Origin of the sequence: Draconibacterium sp. IB214405, assembly GCF_033963885.1 — a bacterium.
Lineage (GTDB): Bacteria > Bacteroidota > Bacteroidia > Bacteroidales > Prolixibacteraceae > Draconibacterium.
Window position 1 is genome coordinate 809,084 of sequence record NZ_JAXBMA010000002.1, and the last position, 18,756, is coordinate 827,839.

An 18,756-nucleotide genomic window follows, 5' to 3' on the forward strand; every position below is an offset into this window, starting at 1 on the left:
CCCACTCATTTTTTTGAGTGGGCTTTTGAATTATATAATTCGATTGCGAATAGTTCTTATTTAAACAGTCGTTGTGCAAATACCGACAGGTAATTACGCCAGTTGTTCCAAGTGTGTCCGCCTTCAGTTTCCAGGTATTCATATTTCATACCCATATCGTCCATTTTCTTTCTGAAATCTGCATTCCCATTAAAGATCATTGGCATATCATCAACACCCATACCCATCCAGTACAATTTGTAACCATTCTCCATTTGCTGTTTTAGCTTCTCATCCTGGTTTTGATATACAGGAGAGGTAGAATTTGCACCACCGGGACGAACGCCTAAAGCCGATGAAAATAAGCCCACATAATTAAATGTATTTGGATAGTGCATCGAGATGTTAGCAGTGTGAAAGCCACCCATTGATAGACCTGCGATTGCACGTCCTTCTTTCGTTTCGATTGTGCGATAATTGGCTTCAACAAATTTCATTACATCAACAAAGGTTTCTTCAAACTTACCATCCATGGTGTGCGGAAGCATGAATGTTGGTTTCACAAAACCGTCGCTACCATTTCCTGGCGCTGCTTCCTGCGAAACATTTCCATTGGTCATCACCACGATCATTGGTTTCGCTTTTCCTTCTGCGATGAGGTTATCCAAAATCTCTGCGGCCCTACCAGAACCTGTCCATGCTGTTTCGTCGCCGCCAACACCATGAAGCAAGTATAATACTGGGTATTTTTCAGAACTTTGTTCGTAACCAGGAGGTGTGTAAACAGTCATTCTACGCATTTTATCATTACCCGGAGAATCATACCATCTCAAAGCTACAGTCCCATGAGGAACCTTTTGAACTTTGTAAAGATCGGCCTGACCTCCTCCAATAATGAATATACTGGACAGATTCCCAACATCGCGAATGGCGAAAGCATTACCAGGATCGGTTGTTCGAGCCCCGTCGATAATAAAATGATACCTGTACAATTCTGACGGCAAAACCGGAGTCGTAAAACTCCATGCTCCATCATCTCCTTTTTTCATATCATAGGTAATAGGGGCAAGCGCTTTTTCAGCATCGAGGCTGCCTGAAACGCTTACCGTCTCGGCTGTTGGAGCCTTAACCTGGAAAGTAACGGAATTATCGGCGTTAATCTGTGGAGATACAATTGGATTTTCGTTAAACAAATCTTGCTGTGCACTTAGAGACCAAGTGATTAGCCCCATAAGTAAAGTAAAGAAAAGTTGTTTCATGATTAGTTATTTTATTGATTAAAGTCTCTTATAAATAAATAGTTATATACGTTTGTTTCAATTCTCTGGTTTTGGGATTGAGTAGAATATTGAAAAAATAGAAAACACCTCGTAGATGCGAGGTGCTACTATTCTATGTTCATTTATTCTCATCAAATCCTTATTTCAGGTTTTCTTTAAAGAATGACTCCAGTTTGTCGAACGGAATAACATCGGTTTTGTCGTACAAGTCGGTATGTACGGCACCCGGAATAATCATCAGTTCTTTTGGCTCGTTGGCTGCTTTGTATGCATCTTCGCTAAAGTAACGAGAGTGTGCATTTTCGCCGGCAATAATCAATACCGGACGAGGCGAAATCTCGCTGATGTAGGTAAGCAGCGGCATGTTCATAAATGATAATGCGTTGGTTGCTGTCCACGATCCGTTAGAGTTGATCGAACGTGGGTGAAATCCGCGCTCTGTTTTGTAGTAGTTTACGTAACCTTGTACAAATTCTGGTTCTTCTCCGGTTAGCTGATCCGATTCAGGTAGTCCGGCAGGACCATAGGCTGGTGTTCCGTTTTCCGCATCTTTCCAGCGTTGTTCGCCCAGTTGTTCCAACATTTGTGAGCGTTGTTCCGGAGTCATACTATCAAAATAACCACGTGCAGTAACACGCGACATGTCGTACATGCTCGCAACGGCAATTGCTTTAACTCGTTTGTCAACGGCTGCTGCGTTTAAGCCCATGCCACCAAAACCACAAATTCCCATGATTCCTACTTTCTCACGATCAACAAAGGATTGAATTCCTAGGAAGTCGATAGCTGCACTAAAGTCTTCGGTGTTAATATCTGGTGATGCTACATTTCGAGGTTCGCCACCGCTTTCTCCTGTAAACGAAGGATCGAAAGCTACAACAGCAAAACCGCGCTGTGCGAATTGGTTGGCGTATAAACCTGATGATTGTTCTTTAACGGCTCCGTAAGGACCGCTGATTGCCAATGCAGGTAGTGGTTCTGTTCCTCTGTCTTTTGGTAAATACAGGTCGCCGGTCAGGGTGATTCCGTAACGGTTTGTGAATGTGACTTTTTCGCGGGTAACTTTATCACTTAATTTAAATGTGTAATGTTCTTCTGTCTGTTTCATCTCTGTTTTGTTGTTTGTTTGCTTGTTTTCTGAACGTGCCTGTGCCAGTACAACGACTGACAGCAGTGCCACTGCTAAAAGTTTTCTCATTATTTAATTGTTTTCTGTTTTTGTAATTGCTTCCTGTTTGTTTAGCCCAGTTTGTTGTATTCTTCGTTGGTAACCGGGCCGTTCCATTGTGTGGTCGATCCTTCAACCGGAACTGACAATGCGATGTGTGCGAACCAGCTGTCTTTTGCTGCTCCGTGCCAGTGATTTACCCCAGCAGGAATGTTAACGGTGTCGCCAGGATTCAATTTTTGGGCAGGTTTGCCTTCTTCCTGGTACCAACCTGTTCCGGCTGTGCAAAACAAAATTTGTCCGCCACCATTGTGTACGTGCCAGTTGTTGCGGCATCCCGGTTCAAAAGTTACGTTGAATGAAGGAACGCCTTCTAATGTTAATACTGCCAGGTAGCTTTGTCCTGTAAAGTATTCTGCGAAAGCATCGTTTTTCTGTCCCAGAGGAAATGCTTGTTTAAATTCACTCATTTTAAAATTCTCCTATTGTTTAATTATTTATTTTCTGGTATTATTTCGTTAATGCAGGCCAACGCATTCAATGTTCTTGGAAATCCCATGTAGGGCAAACATTGAGTAACTGCGGTGAGCATGATGTTTTTATCGTTTCCAACACTCAGGTTACCGTTTACATGCGATTTTACCTGGCTTTCGCAACCACCCAGTGCACTTAAAATACACAGAGTGAGTAGTTCGCGGGTTTTTAAGTCCAGTGTTCCTCTGGTATAAATGTCGCCAAAGCAAAATGCTGACAAGTAGTTCTGAATATGCTTCTGATTATCGGGAGCCATCTCATGCATTTTATCGATGATTTCGCCGAAGATGCTTTTTTGAACTTTCAAGCCATCATCGAAACGGGTTTCTTCGGTCACTATTTTCTGGCTCTCAACAGGAAGTGAAATGTTTGCAGCCATAAAAACCTCGTTGGCTTTATTAATTGCATTTAGGACCTTTGGAAATCCTAAATATGGAGCACATTGGTAGATTGCTTCCTTGATTTCAACGGGTGTTACACCGATATTTAAAGCCGCAAAAACATGTGCCTGCAGTTGCTCGAGCGTTTGATTGGTGGTTAGAACAACGATTGTAATTAATTCACGCAATTTGTCGTTCAAGTCACCCTGATAAAAGACTTCACCAAAAATGAAGCGGTTAAGCATCTCCTGCAAATCCGGATCAGTTTCTGTTAGCGGACCTGTGTGTTGTCCGAATAATTCTTCAAACTTTTTCTTACTTAATTCTATCCTGTCCATTTCTTTGTATTTAAGAATTTCTCAACATCAAACGATTATGAGATTTTCACCATACAAAGATCACTATTCGCGGTCGAATGAAATTACCCAAATAACTGAATGAGTTACCTTTATTACGGAATTTGAAGATAAATGTCTGGGAGAAGTTTTGTGTATTTTATATCCGTTAATTACATAAATGATAATACGATTCCGTGTCAGTAGGGGGACCAAAATTACTTAGTCAATTTGCTTTATAACTTTTGCAGGAATACCACCTACAATAGTATTGTCCGGTACATCTTTATTTACAACCGCCCCGGCAGCTACAATTGAGTTTTCCCCGACAGTAACTCCCGGAAGGATAGTGGCTGCAGCACCGATCCATGCACCGTTTTTAATAACAACCGGCCTTACCATTAATGCTTTTCTGTCGGCAGGATTTACAGGATGTTCTTCGCTGAGAATATTAACTTTTGGCCCGATCAAAACATTGTCGCCGATGGTTATGGTTCCCATGTCAAGCATTGAACAGAGATGATTGATGTATACATTTTTTCCGATTCGGGTAAATTTCCCGATGTTTACATGAACTGGAATCTGGATCATGGTGCTTGCATCAAGTGGCTCTCCCGAAATTTCGCCCCACAACTGGCGTACCTTTTCAGTTTCGGCAGTTGCATTCAGTTCTATCAATAGCTTTGTTGTGCGTGCAGCTGCTTCAGAAATTTGAAAATGTTGTGGATCGGTGTAGGAAACTGCTTCTCCGGATTGTAAACGTTGAAAAATATCTTTGCTCATTTTGTTGATTTAGGTTTTTATAGTGGTTGAGTCATGCTTCTTATTTATATTCTCACCGCATTATCTACTGCATAACGCTCTTGTAATCTTCATCGCTTACCGGTTCGCCCCATGTAACATTTTTACCTTCTTTATAGTTGGTCAGTGCAACATGCACAAACTCGCTGTTTGGAGCTGCTCCGTGCCAGTGGTTCACGTGTGGTGGAATATTTACCACATCGCCTTTTTTTATTTTCTGTACCGGTTCTCCTTCGGCTTTGTAAAAACCTTCGCCGGCCAGCACCAGCAGTACTTGCCCCTTGGGATGTGTGTGCCAGTTGGTACGCGATTCTGGATCGAAAATTACATTGGCAATTGAATATTCGTTGTTTTCGTCGTTTCCCAACATCATACGAACACCAACTTTACCGGTGAAGAATTTAGCAGTGAACTCATCAGGAGCAGGATTTTGTGTAAATATTGGATCGATGGCTTTTACAGCTTCTTCAATGGTTTCAGGTTTTTGTGTATTTGTTGTTGGTTGATTACAAGCGATAACGAAGATTAAAAGACCAAGAACTAACAAGGTATTTGAAATAATTCGATTCATGTTTTAAAATTAAAAAAGTTATCAATTTTGATTTCTCATGGTTAGCACATTTTTTAAGATTGCTCGTCCGTTTTCAGCCTCTTCCTTTCCAACTGTTTTTTCAATGACATCAAACATGTCGTTCAATTGACCTTCGCTAATTCCAACGTTCATTCCAAACATAATATGAGCACCTAATTGAGATCCTGTACCGGTCGTTGATGCTAAAGTAGCATTGGTTATTAACTCTCGTTGAAAGTAGCTCAACACATCGCTTTCAAAAATATCGGCAAATAAATGTTCTTTCAAAAAGGCATCGATACGAGGGGAGAATTCACCAAATCCGGGAGCCGGTTTCGATTGCGGCATATTCGTTAGCTCTTCCAACACTTTCCTGCCTCTTTCATAACGGTCGCCACTTTGGCTGTGCATGGTAATTTCCTTGCCTTGTTCATCAGAAATTCCTCTGGCATTTCTTTCTTCCAAAACTTTTCTGAATGCATTAATGCCGTTCAGACTCCGTGGAAAACCACAATAAGCGTAAAGTTGTACAATGGCTTCATTAATTTCGTTAATGGTTAATCCGGCGTCCAAACCATCGTTCAACGCCAGGCTCAATTCCGTGATTTTACCTTGGGCAGTGTAGCTTGAAATTGCTACCATACTTTTTTGTTTAGCATTTAAATGGTGGTCATCGGCAGGGCTATTTTGGGCTGTTGTTGTTAAAGTCAATACGAAAACTGATAATACAAGAGTTGCGAATTGCGATACATTTATTTTCATATTCAATAGTTTATGTCTGTTTTATTACTCAATGTCGGTAATTTTATTCTAACCTATACAATATCACTTTGCAAAGATTTGAAGAAGTTAGAAAAGGAAATTACCAATATTACGGACTAACTTACCTTTATTACGGAATTCGTACGCAAGGTTTTGAAATGAGGTGATTAGATGCTTTGACAGGGCACGAATTACCCAAATTCCTGAATTACCTACCCAGATTACGGAACTTAAAAGGAACAGGTAACTACTTCAAAAATAGTTCGATATGTTTGCATCGAACTTTAAAAAGAAAACAGAAATGAATACAGATTTCACATACGAAAATCCAACAACGATTCATTTTGGTAAAGAATCGTTAAACAACTTGAAAGCAGAATTGGCCAACTACGGCGATACAATACTATTGGCTTACGGAAAAGGTTCGATAAAAAAAATTGGACTGTACGATCAAGTGTTATCAATTCTAAAAGATAGTGGGAAAAACATTGTTGAACTTACCGGAATTATGGCCAATCCAACCTGGGAAAAAGTTAAAGAAGGTGCTCAACTTGTTCGCGACAATAAGGTTAATTTGATTCTTGGAGTTGGTGGCGGTTCGGTGATCGACTGTGTAAAAGCAATTTCAGTTTCGGCTTATTGCGAAGGTGATCCGTGGACAAAATATTGGTTGCAATTTCAGCCTGTTGATAACGAAATCGTACCGGTAGCGTCGATTCTTACTTTGGCCGGAACCGGATCGGAAATGAACGGCGGATCGGTAATTACAAATGATGATATGAAACTGAAAATGGGACGCGTGTTTCCAGCAAATGTGTATCCTAAGTTTTCTATCCTAAATCCGGAGTACACTTTCTCACTTCCAAAATACCAGATGGTAAGTGGTATTTTCGATATGATGTCGCATCTTATGGAAGTGTATTTTTCGGGTGAGGACGATGTTACCTCCGATTATCTTGTTGAGGGATTGCTTCGTTCCATCATTAACAGTGCAAAAATTGCCGTTGCTAATCCGGAGGATTACGAAGCAAGAAGTAACCTGATGTGGAGTGCAACCCTGGCAATGAATCCGTTAATGGGTTTAAGCAAACCTTCTGATTGGATGGTACATATGATCGAGCATCAGGTTGGCGCATACACCGATTGTGCTCATGGTATGGGACTGGCAGCTGTTTCGCTTCCATATTACCGAACTATATACAAATATGGTATTGATAAATTCGCACGTTTTGCAACACAAGTTTGGGGAATTAGCGAAGAGGGTAAAATGAAAGAAGAACTTGCACTTGCGGGTATTGATGCACTGGAAGCATTTTGTAAAGAATGCGGTATCGTTATTAATTTGAAGGAGCTGGGAGCTACCGAAGAAATGTTGCCGGATATTGCTAACTCAACCATTTTATTAGGTGCTTATAAGAAATTAACGCATGATGAAGTACTGGATGTGCTAAAAACTGCTTATGAGGCCGTATAATAATTGTTGCTTAAATTTGTATGTACTATTAAAACTTGGGCTATGAGTGAGATTCATAAAATAAACTCGGTAACAGAATACAACAATTCAGTAGGGCAGGAAACGTTACACCCTTTAATAAGTGTGATAGACTTTGCTAAAACAGAGCCATTTGCATTTGTCAGGGCGCAGATGAATTTCTATGCCATTTTTCTGAAAGATATTAAATGTGGAAATATTACCTACGGAATTAATAATTACGATTACGAAGAAGGTACGCTAATTTTTATCTCGCCCGGACAGGTTTATGGTATAGAAAGCAAAGGCGAAAAAAGGCAGGCGTCTGGTACTGCTATTCTTTTTCATCCTGATTTAATTCATGGTACATCATTAGGAAAAACGATTGACGATTATACTTTCTTTTCCTACGAAGTAAATGAAGCACTACATCTTTCAGCCAAGGAAAGAGAGCTGATAGATCAGTGTATCGATAATATTAATTACGAATTGCAACATGCTATCGATACGCATAGCAAGGAATTAATTGTATCGTACATTGAGCTCTTTTTAAAGTATAGCAAACGTTTTTACGAACGGCAGTTTGTTACCAGAAATCATGTGAACAAAGATATTTTGGCCCGTTTCGAGCATATTCTGAAAGATTATTTTGCTTCGGAACAACCACTTATCTCAGGATTGCCATCGGTGAGTTACTGTGCCGATAAATTGTTTATTTCACCTAATTACCTGGGTGATTTGCTTAAGAAAGAGACTGGAAAGTCGGCTCAGGAGCATATTCAGTTAAAAATGATTGATGTAGCAAAAGAGAAGATATTCGATAGCGAGAAATCAATAAGTGATATTGCTTACGAACTGGGATTTAAACATCCGCAACATTTTACCCGCATGTTTAAAAAGCAGGTAGGAATGTCGCCCAATGAGTATAGAAATTTGAATTAGTAGATATGACAAAAGAAATACAGCTCAGGCTGCATTTCTTTTGTTCTTTTTTTGAAGGGCCCAATAACCCATTATTCCCATAAAACCTCCCATAAATCCGCTAATGGCACCGCTAATTCCATGTCCAATGGCGTGATCTATTAACGTTTCCGGAACCGGTGTCATTAGGTAGTTCATTATAAAACTCATTATAAATCCCATAATTCCACCAATAAGCCCTTGTTTTATAAAGTTTTTCATCGTTCTAAAATTTTAGATTTTAATTTGTCGTTGCGACTCTTCTTTTATGAAAAATACAACTCCAAACATTCGTTTAACTAAAAGACTTAATAGCTCGGATTACACTATTGCAACAATACACCTAAGAAAATACCAAACTGGTTATCGGTAATTTTGTGCGGGCCATAGCAGTCGTAGTTGTATGCGCCACCAAACGAATAGTTTTTGTAGCTAACACCAAGTCGTGCGTAAAAGTGACTTCTGTCGTGTGCGTCAATCTCTGAGTTATAGCTGTAAAGCCCTTGTGCGCGTGAGTATAATGACCAGGCACCTTTAATTGGAGGTCGGTATTCAAGGATAGCTAATGATTCGAAATTTTTTGTCTCGGTAAGATGAAATCCCGAATTAATAACACCCATAAACGTTCTGCTGTGATATCCGTATTGGGCACCTGCATAAGGTCTGAATCCCCACTGGGAATTCATGATCGCACCCGACATCAGGCTCACTCCTTTAAATATGTCGTATTTCAGGAACGCCAGGTTGATCGATTCCCTCAAAAATTCAGCATTGTCGTAATCGGCTTTTAAGTATGACAAGCCAAAAAATCCAAACTTACTTTCGGGGGCAAATTTTTTGTCGATAATCATTTGCGATACCCATCCATCGCCACTTAATACAATTTCTAAGGGAATTGGTGCGGGTTGATTAGCCGGAGCTTCTCTCGGCTGGGCGTAAACTCCCAACGAGGCTAAAACGGCAAACGTAAATAATAACAGGCTAAAAATTTTTCTCTTCATATTATTTCATTTAAAAATTATAAATCATGACTTTGAGGCGTTTGAATAGCTTTTAGAATGCCAATGCAAGTTCTTCAGCTTCTTCAATAGCCGTATGTAGAATTTCCTCTGTGTTTTCTGTAATCACATCAAGCCGATCGGCTGCAACAGTAGTAAAATCAGTAATTCCCATAAAACGGAAAATGTTGCGCAGGTATTTGTCGGCCATTTCAAGCGACTCCATTGGCTCCGACGAATAGTCGCCACCGCGAGTGATAATATTTACGGCTTTTTTGTTGTGGCACATTCCTACAGGTCCGTGTGCAGTGTAAGTAAAAGTAATACCACCAACTGCTACATAATCGATGTAAGCTTTTAGGATAGCAGGAATTCCAAGGTTCCAGATTGGCTCCGAAATAATGTATTTATCGGCTTCAAGAAACTGGTAGGCATACTTTAAAATCGGGTGATTTCTACCTTCGTCGCCGGTTACATTGCGCAGTTCCTGCAACTTTCCTTTAGGTAAAAACTGCAGATTCTCTTCATACAAATCAAGCATGGTAATTTCATCTTCAGGATGTATTTCCATGTACTTGTTGATCAAACTATCTGAAATGCGAAAGGTTCTTGATTCGCCTTCCGGTTTGGCGTTGGCTTTAATGTACAATACTTTGCTCATTGTCGTGTTTTTAAATTGTTAATTGCACTAATTCAGTTGCTTAATTCTAATCTTACTCTCATATATAAAAGCCGGTTGTAAGCTGAATTTTTGGGCATACAAATCCCATTAAAGCATGATTAATCAGCTTGGTTACAAATCGACTTTTAAAGTCTTTTTGTCAATCGATATCGAATTTTGAAAAGACTATGATGCAAATGTATTCGCGGGGGAGGAGAAAACTTTTTACAAATGTTAAAAACCTATTTTTTCGATCGAATACGACTTAGCTGTACCTGCGAAATGCCCAGAAAACCTGCGGTGTCGCCTAAACTAATTCTTTGCTGAAGATGTCCGTATTCCTTTATAAACTTGGCATAGCGATCGGTAGCATTTAGATAAAGCAGACCTTTTAGGTTTGAAATGGCGGTGTAAGCAACAATAGAAACAAACTTGCGTGCAAAGCTTTCAAAGGAGTGATATTTATTGCAAAGACGCTCAAAATCTTCATATTCCAGATAACTGATTGTTGTTTCTTCAAGGGCAAGTGTGGAATATTCGGCAGGTAGATCGTTAAAAAAGCTATCGGTGGCAATAAAAAAATCCTGTTCTGAAAAAAATCGGAATACGTACTGATTGCCATCGTGATAATAGAAATGTTTGGCCAGGCCGGATTCCACAAAAAACAAGTCTTTACAAACTTTGCCTTCGATATGGATTAGTTCGCCTTTTTTATAGGTTTTCGTATGAATGCACTGCAGATAATCTGCATTGGCTTCATCCGATAACGGAGAAATGGAATTTGTATATTTTAAAATATCACTCATTTCTTGCTCTTTAAAACAAAAATAGAATACCCTGTATTAATATCAAGTACTTGAACTTTATATTTTTCAGATACCGGACCCAACTGTTTAAAGCTATAATTGGCGATTAAGTGGTTGCAACTGTTGAGATATAGGCAAACTGAACTTATCAACGATTATATAACGACAATATGATCTTAGCTGGAGCGGACTTTGCACGGTGAGTATCATATTCTATCTGATGTTTTGAAAGCGAAAAGATAGAAAATAGGTTGTGAAATATTTATATTTTATTTATATGATATATAAATAAAAAATGCAATAAGCTGAAAAAAAGCTTATTGCATTATATATGTGTGCCCAGTAAAGGACTCGAACCTTCACGTCCATGCGGACACTAGTCCCTGAAACTAGCGCGTCTACCAATTCCGCCAACTGGGCATTCTAATATGAACTTTCCAAAATCTGCAGTGTTTATTTCTGTTCGATTTTGGACGTGCAAATATATAAAAAATCCGCCTTCTTGTTTCTTTAAAAAGGCGGATTTAGCGGAAAACAATTATTTCTACAACATTTTTATTTGGTCTTCTGCCGTAATCTTTTCGCAGTATTTACATTTTAAGGCAATAGGATTTGTGTTAATTACTTTAAAACAAGTAGTTATCTTTTCGTGGTTGGTGATACACTTTGGATTAAAGCATTTTACAATTCCAGTAATTTTTTGTGGAATCTCAACAATTTTCTTTTCGGCCACCTCGTAATCTCTAATGATATTGAGTTTGGCGTGTGGTGCAATCAAAGCAATTTTATTGATCTCATCGTTTTCAAAAAACTTATCCGAAACCTTTATAATAGCCTTTGCACCAAGTTTACCACTCTCGAGGTTGGTTCCGAAAGTGATCTGGTTTTCAATAAGGTCGAGCCCTAATATTGATATTACCTCAAATAAACTTTTAGCAGGAATGTGGTCGATCACTGTTCCGTCTTTAATGGCGCTAACTTTTAGTTTTAGCTTCTTTTTCATGTCATTATTTTCCATGGCTGTATTATTTAAGGTTCATTACATGTGAGATAATTGCTTCGCGTGTGAACATCCCGTTCAGTGCCTGCTCGAAATAATAGGCTTTTTCGCTGCTGTCGACATCGGTGGCAATTTCGTTAACGCGTGGAAGCGGATGCAATACCCGAACGTTTGGTTTGGTATTTTCCAGCATTGCTTTATTTAAAATGTAAACGTCTTTAACTTTTTCGTACTCCATTGGGTCCGAAAAACGCTCTTTCTGAACGCGGGTCATATAAATAATATCGGCTTCCGAAATAATGTCGGTAAACTCTTCGTGCTCAAAATAACGAATACCTCTTTCTTCCAGATGATGTTTATAAGCGCGAGGCATTTGCAAACTTTCGGGTGCAATGAAGTTAAAAATCGGATTCTCGAATACGGACATGGCCTGCAGCAGCGAATGTACAGTCCTGCCGAATTTAAGGTCGCCAACCATAAACAGGTTAATGTTGTCGAGCGTTCCCTGCGTTTTTAAAATGGAATACATGTCGAGCAGCGTTTGTGTAGGGTGCTGGTTGGCACCATCGCCTGCATTAATAATCGGCACACTCGAAACTTCGGCCGCATAACGCGCCGCACCTTCCAGCGGATGACGCATCACAATAAGGTCGGCGTAGTTGCTAACCATTTTAATGGTGTCGTGCAGTGTTTCGCCTTTAGTTGCACTCGAGCTATCAGGATCGGCAAAACCAACAATTCGTCCCCCCAAACGATTAATGGCTGTTTCGAAACTTAAGCGTGTGCGTGTTGATGGCTCAAAAAAAAGGGAGGCAACAACTTTCCCTTTCAACAGTTCCTGGTTGGGATTCGCTTCAAAATCCGCGGCCAGTTCCATAATTCTCAGATATTCTTCTTTTGAGAAATCTGTGATTGAAATTAAATCCTTCTTCATTGCCTTAAATATTGAGTTTGATAATATGGTTGACTGAAAAAAAGAAGACCAACATTTCGGAAAATAAAATGTTGGTCTTCGTTAATTTGAAAAAAAGTAGAACCTTTTTTATAGAAAAAAACGATTGCTCTTAAAAATCGTCTGACGCTACTTTGGGAAAAAGAAACCTTCTCAAAGCGTTTTCTAGTGCCTCGCTCAAGAAAGTTAAGGTGGAATATCACGCGTAGCATCATGGTTCAAAAATACAGTGTTAGTTAACGTTTGTCAAAAATAGTGTGGCGTACTTATCAGCATTTTATTAACAGATAAAAATGCTAATCCAGCCGTTTTATCTCTATTCCGTATATTTCATTAAATGCCTGAAAAGCCCTTTCATCTTCCGATTTTCGCGTTTTAAATATCAGCCGACAGCTTTCCTGAAAATCGGTTGTTACAATGTCGTAGTTTTCCTGTTTAAGTTTATTCATAGCGGTATTCAGCATGTCGTATTCAAATTTTAGTTCATACTGAATTTCAATGAGTTTAGACAGGATGTCGGCATTGTTTAGCGCCTCAACAGTGGCTTCGCGGTAGGCATTAATAAGGCCACTGACACCAAGCAATGTGCCTCCAAAATAACGAACTACCACTACCAGAATATTGGTTACCTCGTAGCTTTGTAATTGTCCTAAAATCGGTTTCCCGGCTGTTGACGAAGGTTCGCCATCGTCGTTGGCTCGTGTGCAAATTTCTTCGGTGCCCAGCCGCCAGGCATAACAATGATGGCGCGCACTGTGGTGTTCTTTTTTTAATGCGGCAATCAAATCCTTTACTTCTTCTTCATCTTTTAAAGGGTAGGCATACGAGTAAAATTTGCTGCCTTTGTCTTTAAAGTAGCCGGTACTTGGTGTTTCTATGGTTTTATATTGATCGTCCATTATAACAGGAAATATAAACTGATAAGTGCTAAAACAACACCCGCAAAGTTAATTTTATTCAGGCGTTCTTTAAAAAGTAAGGTGCCTAAAATGGCCGTAAATGCTACAATTGCCATATTATTCAGGGCAAAAACCAGCGAACTTTGTAATCCCGATTTATTTAATGCTTCTATCATAAAATACAGGGAGCCAAAATTTACCACTCCCAAAAGTGTTCCGAGAAGAAGTGTAACCGGATTAAGTCGATGGCGATATGCCTTTGTAAATATTGATATGATTACTCCGCATAAAAAAGCAACCACAAACACCAGAATGGTGTATAACGATGTTTCGCTTTCTGTAATCTTTATCGCCTGAACGTATTTTACTATCGAGTCGATCAGCCCACTTCCGAAAAAGATTGAAAGTGGCAATCCAATGTATATGAGGTTGATTTTAGCTTTTTCTTTTTTGTAGACCGTTAATGCAACAGCAATTATGGCGGTAACAATTCCAATGGCTTTTACGGTTGAAAGCTGTTCGTTAAAATAGATCAGCGAGAAGGTTACCGGAAAAACCAGCGACAATTTATTCGCCAGTGTGGTTACGGTAATTCCTGTCTTTTGCGAACTGTAACCAATAAGGTAAAACATAGCTATAAAGAGAATCCCAAGGATTACAGCGAAAGGCATCCAATAGGGGAGTGCCGGCGGATTTTTACCATCGGCAAAAGGTTGAAACAAAAGAATGCCCAGTAAACTTGCAGCCAGATAATTTATCGTGATCAGTGATTGAAGTTTACAATTGTAATTTTTTGCAACTCTGAAAATCACATAGATCATTGACGATGAAAGGATGCACAGGATCAGGTATATCATACGGGCAAAAAAAAAGGCAGGCTTAAAAGCCTGCCAGTATTACATTTTTAATTTCTTTTCTATGTCCTCGACAAACTGTCGGAAATTTTTATCGGTATCCTTCAGGTTGTTTACGGTTTTACATGCATGGAGAACGGTGGCGTGGTCTTTACTACCAATTTGTGCCCCGATACTTGCCAAAGAGTATTTCGTTAAACTTTTCGAGAAATACATGGCAATTTGCCGCGCCTGAACGATTTCGCGTTTCCTGGTTTTGGTTTGCAGCGCATCAACCGGCATGCTGAAATAATCGCAAACTACTTTTGAGATGTACTCGATAGAAAGCTCGCGTTTTGAGTTTTTAACCAGTTTGTTGATCAACTTGGCTGCCAGTTCCAGCGTAATTTCGCGTTTGTTCAACATCGACTGTGCCAATAATGAAACCAACGCGCCTTCCAGCTCGCGAACGTTATTTGTTACATGCGATGCAATGTATTCCAATACTTCTTCCGAAAGTGTAATGCCGTCTTTATAAATTTTACGGCGCAGAATCTCCATGCGGGTTTCAAAGTCGGGAGTTTGCAAATCGGCAGTCAGTCCCCACTTAAAACGCGACAGTAAACGCTGTTCCATTCCCTTTAGCTCAATAGGCGGTTTGTCTGATGTTAAAATCAGCTGTTTACCCATTTGGTGCAAGTGGTTGAAAATGTGGAAGAATGTCTCCTGTGTTTTTTCTTTTCCGGCAAATTCATGCACGTCGTCAAGAATCAACACGTCAACCATTTGGTAGAAATGTAAAAAGTCGTTGCGGTTATTATTACGCGTTGCCTCGGTAAATTGCGTCTGAAATTTATTCGCGTTTACATACAATACCACTTTGTCGGGGAAGTTTTCTTTTACCGCAATACCAATGGCTTGCGACAAGTGGGTTTTTCCCAATCCCGAGTTACCGTAAATCATTAAAGGGTTAAAAGCAGTTCCTCCCGGATTTTGTGCAACGGCGTAACCTGCACTGCGGGCCAAACGGTTGCAATCGCCTTCAACAAAATTTTCGAAGGTGTTATCCGGTTTTAATTGCGGGTCGATCTGTAATTTCTGGATCCCCGGAATGATGAACGGATTTTTTATGGTTGCTTTTTCCTCTGCTTTTAATGGCACAGTAAGTGGTTTATTCTGAATCTTGTTATTATTATTCGTTGGGTAACTAACAGTATACGGTTCGTTACTGTTTTTATTGCTTAGAACAACGTTATACTCCAATTTGGCTCCGTTACCCAAAACCATACGAAGTGTCTTGCGAAGAATGTCGATAAACTGTTCTTCAAGGTACTCGTAAAAGAAGGCACTTGGCACCTGAATTGTTAATACTTTATTTTCCAATTTAACCGGTTCGATCGGCTCGAACCAAGTTTTAAAGCTGCTGCTAGGAACGTTATCTTTAATAACGTTGAGGCATTTCTCCCATGCAGATCTGTACTCGTTGTTCATTTACAATTGCTGGATAATGAGGTTCTACAAAAATTTTCCCTAGTGGTATTCCGAGAGCAAAAGTTGCGAAAAAAAAGTTAAAAAAAAAATCATAATTCTATTGGAAAAATAACATTTGTCATAGTTCGTTATAAGTCAGGCGTTTAAAATTTTAATTTTTTGAAAGTTTTGTAAGTGGCTGAAAATCAATCAAATGATTTTAAGTTGTTGAACGATAACTAAATAGCTGGTAGGGTCTGGTGGGGTCGGGTTTTTATGACAAATAGCTATCAACAGGCCGTGGTTAATTACCGTATTTGTTTGAGAGCCTTTTGTAGCTTGACAAGTCGGCCATTTTTAAACGCCACGATACTCGATTCCGGAAATTGTAAACGTAAATTTTGATAGATTTCTTCTATCTCGCTATACTTGTTTGTTGAGCCTGTTAAATAGTTATAAACATTCCCTGTGTTGTATTCTTCCACATCATCGATCGCCTCAAAAATTTCAGCATCGGTACCCAGTTGTGTTTTTGTTGAAAGCAGGTGAATTTTAAAAATAATGTCTTTCGATGTAGCTTCGTCTTTTGTATTAATATATACTTCCTTGCCAAAATCGAATGCCGAAACCTGAAGGTAACGTTTTGGATTTTGCTGGATATCGCCAATCAGGAATCCGAGGTTTTCCGATAACAGATTTATCGACTGGTATAATTCATCGTCGTTAAGTAGCAACCCGGCAGAATTGTCGTCGCTGTTTAATTTCTCCAACACATTTTCTATTTCTGCTGATGCATTTGCGAGATTGTTTAAAACTGTTGTAACCGAAACATTGGCCAGCGTGTCAGAAAAACTGTTCAGATTTTTTATTGTAGCTTCAAATTCGGCGGCATTGTTTTTAAAAGTTGCCGTGAGTTCTTCAATGTTTGAAACGATATTTTTTACATTATCTTTTTCCGAAGCCATTATTTCCTGAAGATCGGCAGTTGTGGCTTCAATATTTTCAACGGTCTGATTAATTTTTTCAAAACTGGTGATCAGGTTTTGACGGGCATCTTCGTTAAAAATAATGGTAAGCACAGTGATAGCAGAATCGACCGTACTCAATAGTTCTTCAGCTTTATTTTTAAGTGGAAGCACCTGCATACTAACCTGGTCTTTTAATCCAGCTTCAATATCTCCGGGAATGGTGTCGTTTGACTGGTACATTTCGCTTTGGCCACTGTAAACAATCTCGACCGACCGTGTTCCCATAATATCGCTACTTATAATACGTGCAGTAGATTCTACCGGAATTTTAAATGAAGAATTAACTGCGAAGGTAACAATCAGCCGACCGGTATTGTCGGGAGCAAATTTTACATCAGTAACCTGTCCGATTTTATAACCGTTTAGTGTTACTTCGTTCGATTTTACCAGCCCGTCAACGCGGTTGTAATACACATGATAATAGTCGTTTTGCTTAAATATATCGTTGCCTTTCAGAAAACTTAAGCCCCAGATAAGAGCGGCTAATGAAAAGACGATTAAGATTCCGAGTTTCGTGTATTTTGCATTCTTCATGGCGGAAAAATAAGATTTTAATGTAAAAGTAGCCAATTCAAAAGGGAATAATCAATGCTCTGTTAGCTTTTTTACAGAAATTAACTTATTGTTTTCGAAAGCTACAACAAAGGAGTTGGGGTAATTGGCACTGATTCTTTTCTGCTCCAGCTCCGCTTCTGCAAGTGTTTTAAACCTACCCGAAAAATAACGACTGAGGGTTTGATCGTCATCGCGAAATATATTTTGCTCGCCTTTAAAATTTCCGGGCGTGGTTTCTATCTTTCGAGTTAAAGCCATTATTTGCACCGAATAAAAGATTTCATCCGCTTGTTGTCGGTTGGCTTGATTTCCTGATTGTGCCAGTGATAAATCTGCTGCTGCAGAATTGGAATTCCAGGGCGTTTCATTTTCCGGTGCGGTTTCATTATCTGTTACCAGGTTAAAACTGCTACGCTGTTCAATATTCAATTTATAATCTCTAAAAGCTCTGAAAATAGAGTAGGCAAGACGTGTTCGTCCGGCTTCGCTGGTAAGGTATTCGCGCTCGCCGTTGTGGCTGATAAAACCGGTTTCGATTAAAACACTTGGCATGGTGGTTTGCCGCAATACCAGAAAACCGGCCATTTTTACACTTCGGTCGAGGCGTTTGGCATAATCGCGAAATTCGTTCTGAATACTCGATGCAAGCATAACACTTTGTCCCTGGAATTCTTCCTGCATGGTTTCAAACATGATGTACGATTCCGGAAGATTTGGATCGAAACCTTCGTAAGTGGTACTGTAATCATCTTCCAGGAGAATCACGGCATTTTCTTTTTTGGCTACTTCCAGGTTGTCGTCGTTACGGTGCAGACCAAGCACAAAAGTTTCGGTTCCCTGCACACTTTTGGCGCCTACAGCATTTACATGGATGGAGATAAAAAGGTCGGCCTCGTTGTTGTTGGCAATTTCGGCCCGTTTATATAATGGTATAAAAACATCGCTGGTGCGTGTGTACACTACTTTAATATCGGGGTAATTGTCTTTTATGGTTGTTCCCAGTTTCAGGGCAATATCAAGCACAATGTTTTTTTCAACGGCATTGCCAAACGCAGCACCTAAATCGCGGCCGCCATGTCCGGGATCGATAACAACAACCGAAATGCCTTCTTTTTTACGTTCACCCGATACCGGATTTGCGGCAAAAGAATGCATTGCAAAGAGTAGGCTAAAAATGAACAGAAGTAATTTAAATCGTTGTTGCGCCATGTAATTATCTGATCTGTATTCAACTATATAAACACATAAGTGCGGAGTATTAGTATTTGTTCGCTACCATTTTATTTATTTGCTTTGCCCCGCTTAAGACTTGT

The 18,756-nt window shown here is 39.6% G+C and carries 20 protein-coding genes and 1 tRNA gene; 2 read left to right on the plus strand and 19 right to left on the minus strand.

What is annotated here, in order from left to right; all coding sequences use genetic code 11:
• Positions 1-56: 56 nt before the first annotated feature.
• The 7 genes from SLH46_RS09510 to SLH46_RS09540 form a co-directional block, all read right to left on the minus strand.
• Positions 57-1,238, minus strand: a complete 1,182-nt coding sequence (locus SLH46_RS09510; RefSeq protein ID WP_320280945.1) for an esterase — start codon at positions 1,236-1,238, stop codon at positions 57-59.
• A gap of 160 nt (positions 1,239-1,398) precedes the next feature.
• Entirely contained in the window at positions 1,399-2,457 is a 1,059-nt protein-coding gene (locus tag SLH46_RS09515; RefSeq protein ID WP_320280946.1) for an alpha/beta hydrolase, read from the minus strand.
• A 41-nt stretch (positions 2,458-2,498) separates the two neighbouring features.
• On the minus strand, positions 2,499-2,897 hold the full coding sequence (locus tag SLH46_RS09520) for a cupin domain-containing protein (protein ID WP_320280947.1): 399 nt from the start codon (positions 2,895-2,897) through the stop codon (positions 2,499-2,501).
• Between the two features lie 23 nt (positions 2,898-2,920).
• A complete protein-coding gene (locus tag SLH46_RS09525) occupies positions 2,921-3,679 on the minus strand; it encodes a carboxymuconolactone decarboxylase family protein (protein ID WP_320280948.1) in 759 nt (252 codons plus the stop codon).
• A gap of 219 nt (positions 3,680-3,898) precedes the next feature.
• Positions 3,899-4,459 (minus strand): sugar O-acetyltransferase, encoded by a 561-nt coding sequence (locus tag SLH46_RS09530; protein ID WP_320280949.1) that lies wholly within the window; start codon positions 4,457-4,459, stop codon positions 3,899-3,901.
• Positions 4,460-4,523: 64 nt separating this feature from the next.
• Positions 4,524-5,048, minus strand: coding sequence for a (R)-mandelonitrile lyase (locus SLH46_RS09535; RefSeq protein WP_320280950.1), 525 nt, complete (start codon positions 5,046-5,048; stop codon positions 4,524-4,526).
• Between the two features lie 21 nt (positions 5,049-5,069).
• Positions 5,070-5,810 (minus strand): carboxymuconolactone decarboxylase family protein, encoded by a 741-nt coding sequence (locus tag SLH46_RS09540; protein WP_320280951.1) that lies wholly within the window; start codon positions 5,808-5,810, stop codon positions 5,070-5,072.
• Between the two features lie 301 nt (positions 5,811-6,111).
• On the opposite strand from SLH46_RS09540, the gene SLH46_RS09545 reads away from it, so the two are divergent.
• Complete coding sequence (locus tag SLH46_RS09545) at positions 6,112-7,284, plus strand: iron-containing alcohol dehydrogenase (protein ID WP_320280952.1); 1,173 nt, start codon at positions 6,112-6,114, stop codon at positions 7,282-7,284.
• Positions 7,285-7,326: 42 nt separating this feature from the next.
• Positions 7,327-8,223: a helix-turn-helix domain-containing protein gene (locus SLH46_RS09550; protein ID WP_320280953.1), complete on the plus strand. Its 897-nt coding sequence runs from the start codon at positions 7,327-7,329 to the stop codon at positions 8,221-8,223.
• A gap of 24 nt (positions 8,224-8,247) precedes the next feature.
• Here SLH46_RS09550 and SLH46_RS09555 read toward each other — a convergent pair whose 3' ends face one another.
• The 12 genes from SLH46_RS09555 to SLH46_RS09610 form a co-directional block, all read right to left on the minus strand.
• Positions 8,248-8,463, minus strand: coding sequence for a hypothetical protein (locus SLH46_RS09555; RefSeq protein ID WP_320280954.1), 216 nt, complete (start codon positions 8,461-8,463; stop codon positions 8,248-8,250).
• A 104-nt stretch (positions 8,464-8,567) separates the two neighbouring features.
• The gene (locus SLH46_RS09560) at positions 8,568-9,242 is read right to left on the minus strand and encodes a hypothetical protein (RefSeq protein ID WP_320280955.1); all 675 of its coding nucleotides are present in this window, start codon (positions 9,240-9,242) and stop codon (positions 8,568-8,570) included.
• Positions 9,243-9,294: 52 nt separating this feature from the next.
• Positions 9,295-9,900: an FMN-dependent NADH-azoreductase gene (locus SLH46_RS09565; RefSeq protein WP_320280956.1), complete on the minus strand. Its 606-nt coding sequence runs from the start codon at positions 9,898-9,900 to the stop codon at positions 9,295-9,297.
• A 242-nt stretch (positions 9,901-10,142) separates the two neighbouring features.
• Entirely contained in the window at positions 10,143-10,706 is a 564-nt protein-coding gene (locus SLH46_RS09570; protein WP_320280957.1) for a Crp/Fnr family transcriptional regulator, read from the minus strand.
• 336 nt (positions 10,707-11,042) lie between these two features.
• Positions 11,043-11,126 (minus strand) — tRNA-Leu (locus tag SLH46_RS09575).
• Positions 11,127-11,250: 124 nt separating this feature from the next.
• Entirely contained in the window at positions 11,251-11,724 is a 474-nt protein-coding gene (gene pyrI, locus SLH46_RS09580; RefSeq protein WP_320280958.1) for an aspartate carbamoyltransferase regulatory subunit, read from the minus strand.
• Between the two features lie 7 nt (positions 11,725-11,731).
• On the minus strand, positions 11,732-12,640 hold the full coding sequence (gene pyrB / locus SLH46_RS09585) for an aspartate carbamoyltransferase (RefSeq protein WP_320280959.1): 909 nt from the start codon (positions 12,638-12,640) through the stop codon (positions 11,732-11,734).
• 314 nt (positions 12,641-12,954) lie between these two features.
• Positions 12,955-13,557 (minus strand): IMPACT family protein, encoded by a 603-nt coding sequence (locus tag SLH46_RS09590; protein ID WP_320280960.1) that lies wholly within the window; start codon positions 13,555-13,557, stop codon positions 12,955-12,957.
• The gene (locus tag SLH46_RS09595) at positions 13,557-14,414 is read right to left on the minus strand and encodes an EamA family transporter (RefSeq protein ID WP_320280961.1); all 858 of its coding nucleotides are present in this window, start codon (positions 14,412-14,414) and stop codon (positions 13,557-13,559) included. The genes SLH46_RS09590 and SLH46_RS09595 overlap by 1 nt, the downstream gene beginning before the upstream one ends.
• A 39-nt stretch (positions 14,415-14,453) precedes the next feature.
• Entirely contained in the window at positions 14,454-15,881 is a 1,428-nt protein-coding gene (gene dnaA / locus SLH46_RS09600) for a chromosomal replication initiator protein DnaA (protein WP_320280962.1), read from the minus strand.
• 287 nt (positions 15,882-16,168) lie between these two features.
• Positions 16,169-17,422 carry an MlaD family protein gene (locus tag SLH46_RS09605; RefSeq protein ID WP_320280963.1) on the minus strand — a complete coding sequence of 418 codons (1,254 nt, stop codon included), beginning with the start codon at positions 17,420-17,422 and terminating at the stop codon, positions 16,169-16,171.
• Positions 17,423-17,473: 51 nt separating this feature from the next.
• Positions 17,474-18,598 carry an N-acetylmuramoyl-L-alanine amidase family protein gene (locus SLH46_RS09610; RefSeq protein ID WP_320280964.1) on the minus strand — a complete coding sequence of 375 codons (1,125 nt, stop codon included), beginning with the start codon at positions 18,596-18,598 and terminating at the stop codon, positions 17,474-17,476.
• Positions 18,599-18,756 lie beyond the last annotated feature (158 nt).

Bases quoted from the DNA above. Each gene is read 5' to 3' on its own strand.
- SLH46_RS09590 (WP_320280960.1), bottom strand. From the start codon at position 13,557: ATGGACGATCAATATAAAACCATAGAAACACCAAGTACCGGCTACTTT.
- SLH46_RS09535 (WP_320280950.1), bottom strand. From the start codon at position 5,048: ATGAATCGAATTATTTCAAATACCTTGTTAGTTCTTGGTCTTTTAATC.
- SLH46_RS09595 (WP_320280961.1), bottom strand. From the start codon at position 14,414: ATGATATACCTGATCCTGTGCATCCTTTCATCGTCAATGATCTATGTG.
- SLH46_RS09510 (WP_320280945.1), bottom strand. From the start codon at position 1,238: ATGAAACAACTTTTCTTTACTTTACTTATGGGGCTAATCACTTGGTCT.
- dnaA (WP_320280962.1), bottom strand. From the start codon at position 15,881: ATGAACAACGAGTACAGATCTGCATGGGAGAAATGCCTCAACGTTATT.
- SLH46_RS09545 (WP_320280952.1), top strand. From the start codon at position 6,112: ATGAATACAGATTTCACATACGAAAATCCAACAACGATTCATTTTGGT.
- SLH46_RS09610 (WP_320280964.1), bottom strand. From the start codon at position 18,598: ATGCATTCTTTTGCCGCAAATCCGGTATCGGGTGAACGTAAAAAAGAA.
- SLH46_RS09605 (WP_320280963.1), bottom strand. From the start codon at position 17,422: ATGAAGAATGCAAAATACACGAAACTCGGAATCTTAATCGTCTTTTCA.
- SLH46_RS09555 (WP_320280954.1), bottom strand. From the start codon at position 8,463: ATGAAAAACTTTATAAAACAAGGGCTTATTGGTGGAATTATGGGATTT.
- SLH46_RS09550 (WP_320280953.1), top strand. From the start codon at position 7,327: ATGAGTGAGATTCATAAAATAAACTCGGTAACAGAATACAACAATTCA.
- pyrI (WP_320280958.1), bottom strand. From the start codon at position 11,724: ATGGAAAATAATGACATGAAAAAGAAGCTAAAACTAAAAGTTAGCGCC.
- SLH46_RS09515 (WP_320280946.1), bottom strand. From the start codon at position 2,457: ATGAGAAAACTTTTAGCAGTGGCACTGCTGTCAGTCGTTGTACTGGCA.
- SLH46_RS09560 (WP_320280955.1), bottom strand. From the start codon at position 9,242: ATGAAGAGAAAAATTTTTAGCCTGTTATTATTTACGTTTGCCGTTTTA.
- SLH46_RS09520 (WP_320280947.1), bottom strand. From the start codon at position 2,897: ATGAGTGAATTTAAACAAGCATTTCCTCTGGGACAGAAAAACGATGCT.
- SLH46_RS09530 (WP_320280949.1), bottom strand. From the start codon at position 4,459: ATGAGCAAAGATATTTTTCAACGTTTACAATCCGGAGAAGCAGTTTCC.
- SLH46_RS09540 (WP_320280951.1), bottom strand. From the start codon at position 5,810: ATGAAAATAAATGTATCGCAATTCGCAACTCTTGTATTATCAGTTTTC.
- SLH46_RS09570 (WP_320280957.1), bottom strand. From the start codon at position 10,706: ATGAGTGATATTTTAAAATATACAAATTCCATTTCTCCGTTATCGGAT.
- SLH46_RS09525 (WP_320280948.1), bottom strand. From the start codon at position 3,679: ATGGACAGGATAGAATTAAGTAAGAAAAAGTTTGAAGAATTATTCGGA.
- pyrB (WP_320280959.1), bottom strand. From the start codon at position 12,640: ATGAAGAAGGATTTAATTTCAATCACAGATTTCTCAAAAGAAGAATAT.
- SLH46_RS09565 (WP_320280956.1), bottom strand. From the start codon at position 9,900: ATGAGCAAAGTATTGTACATTAAAGCCAACGCCAAACCGGAAGGCGAA.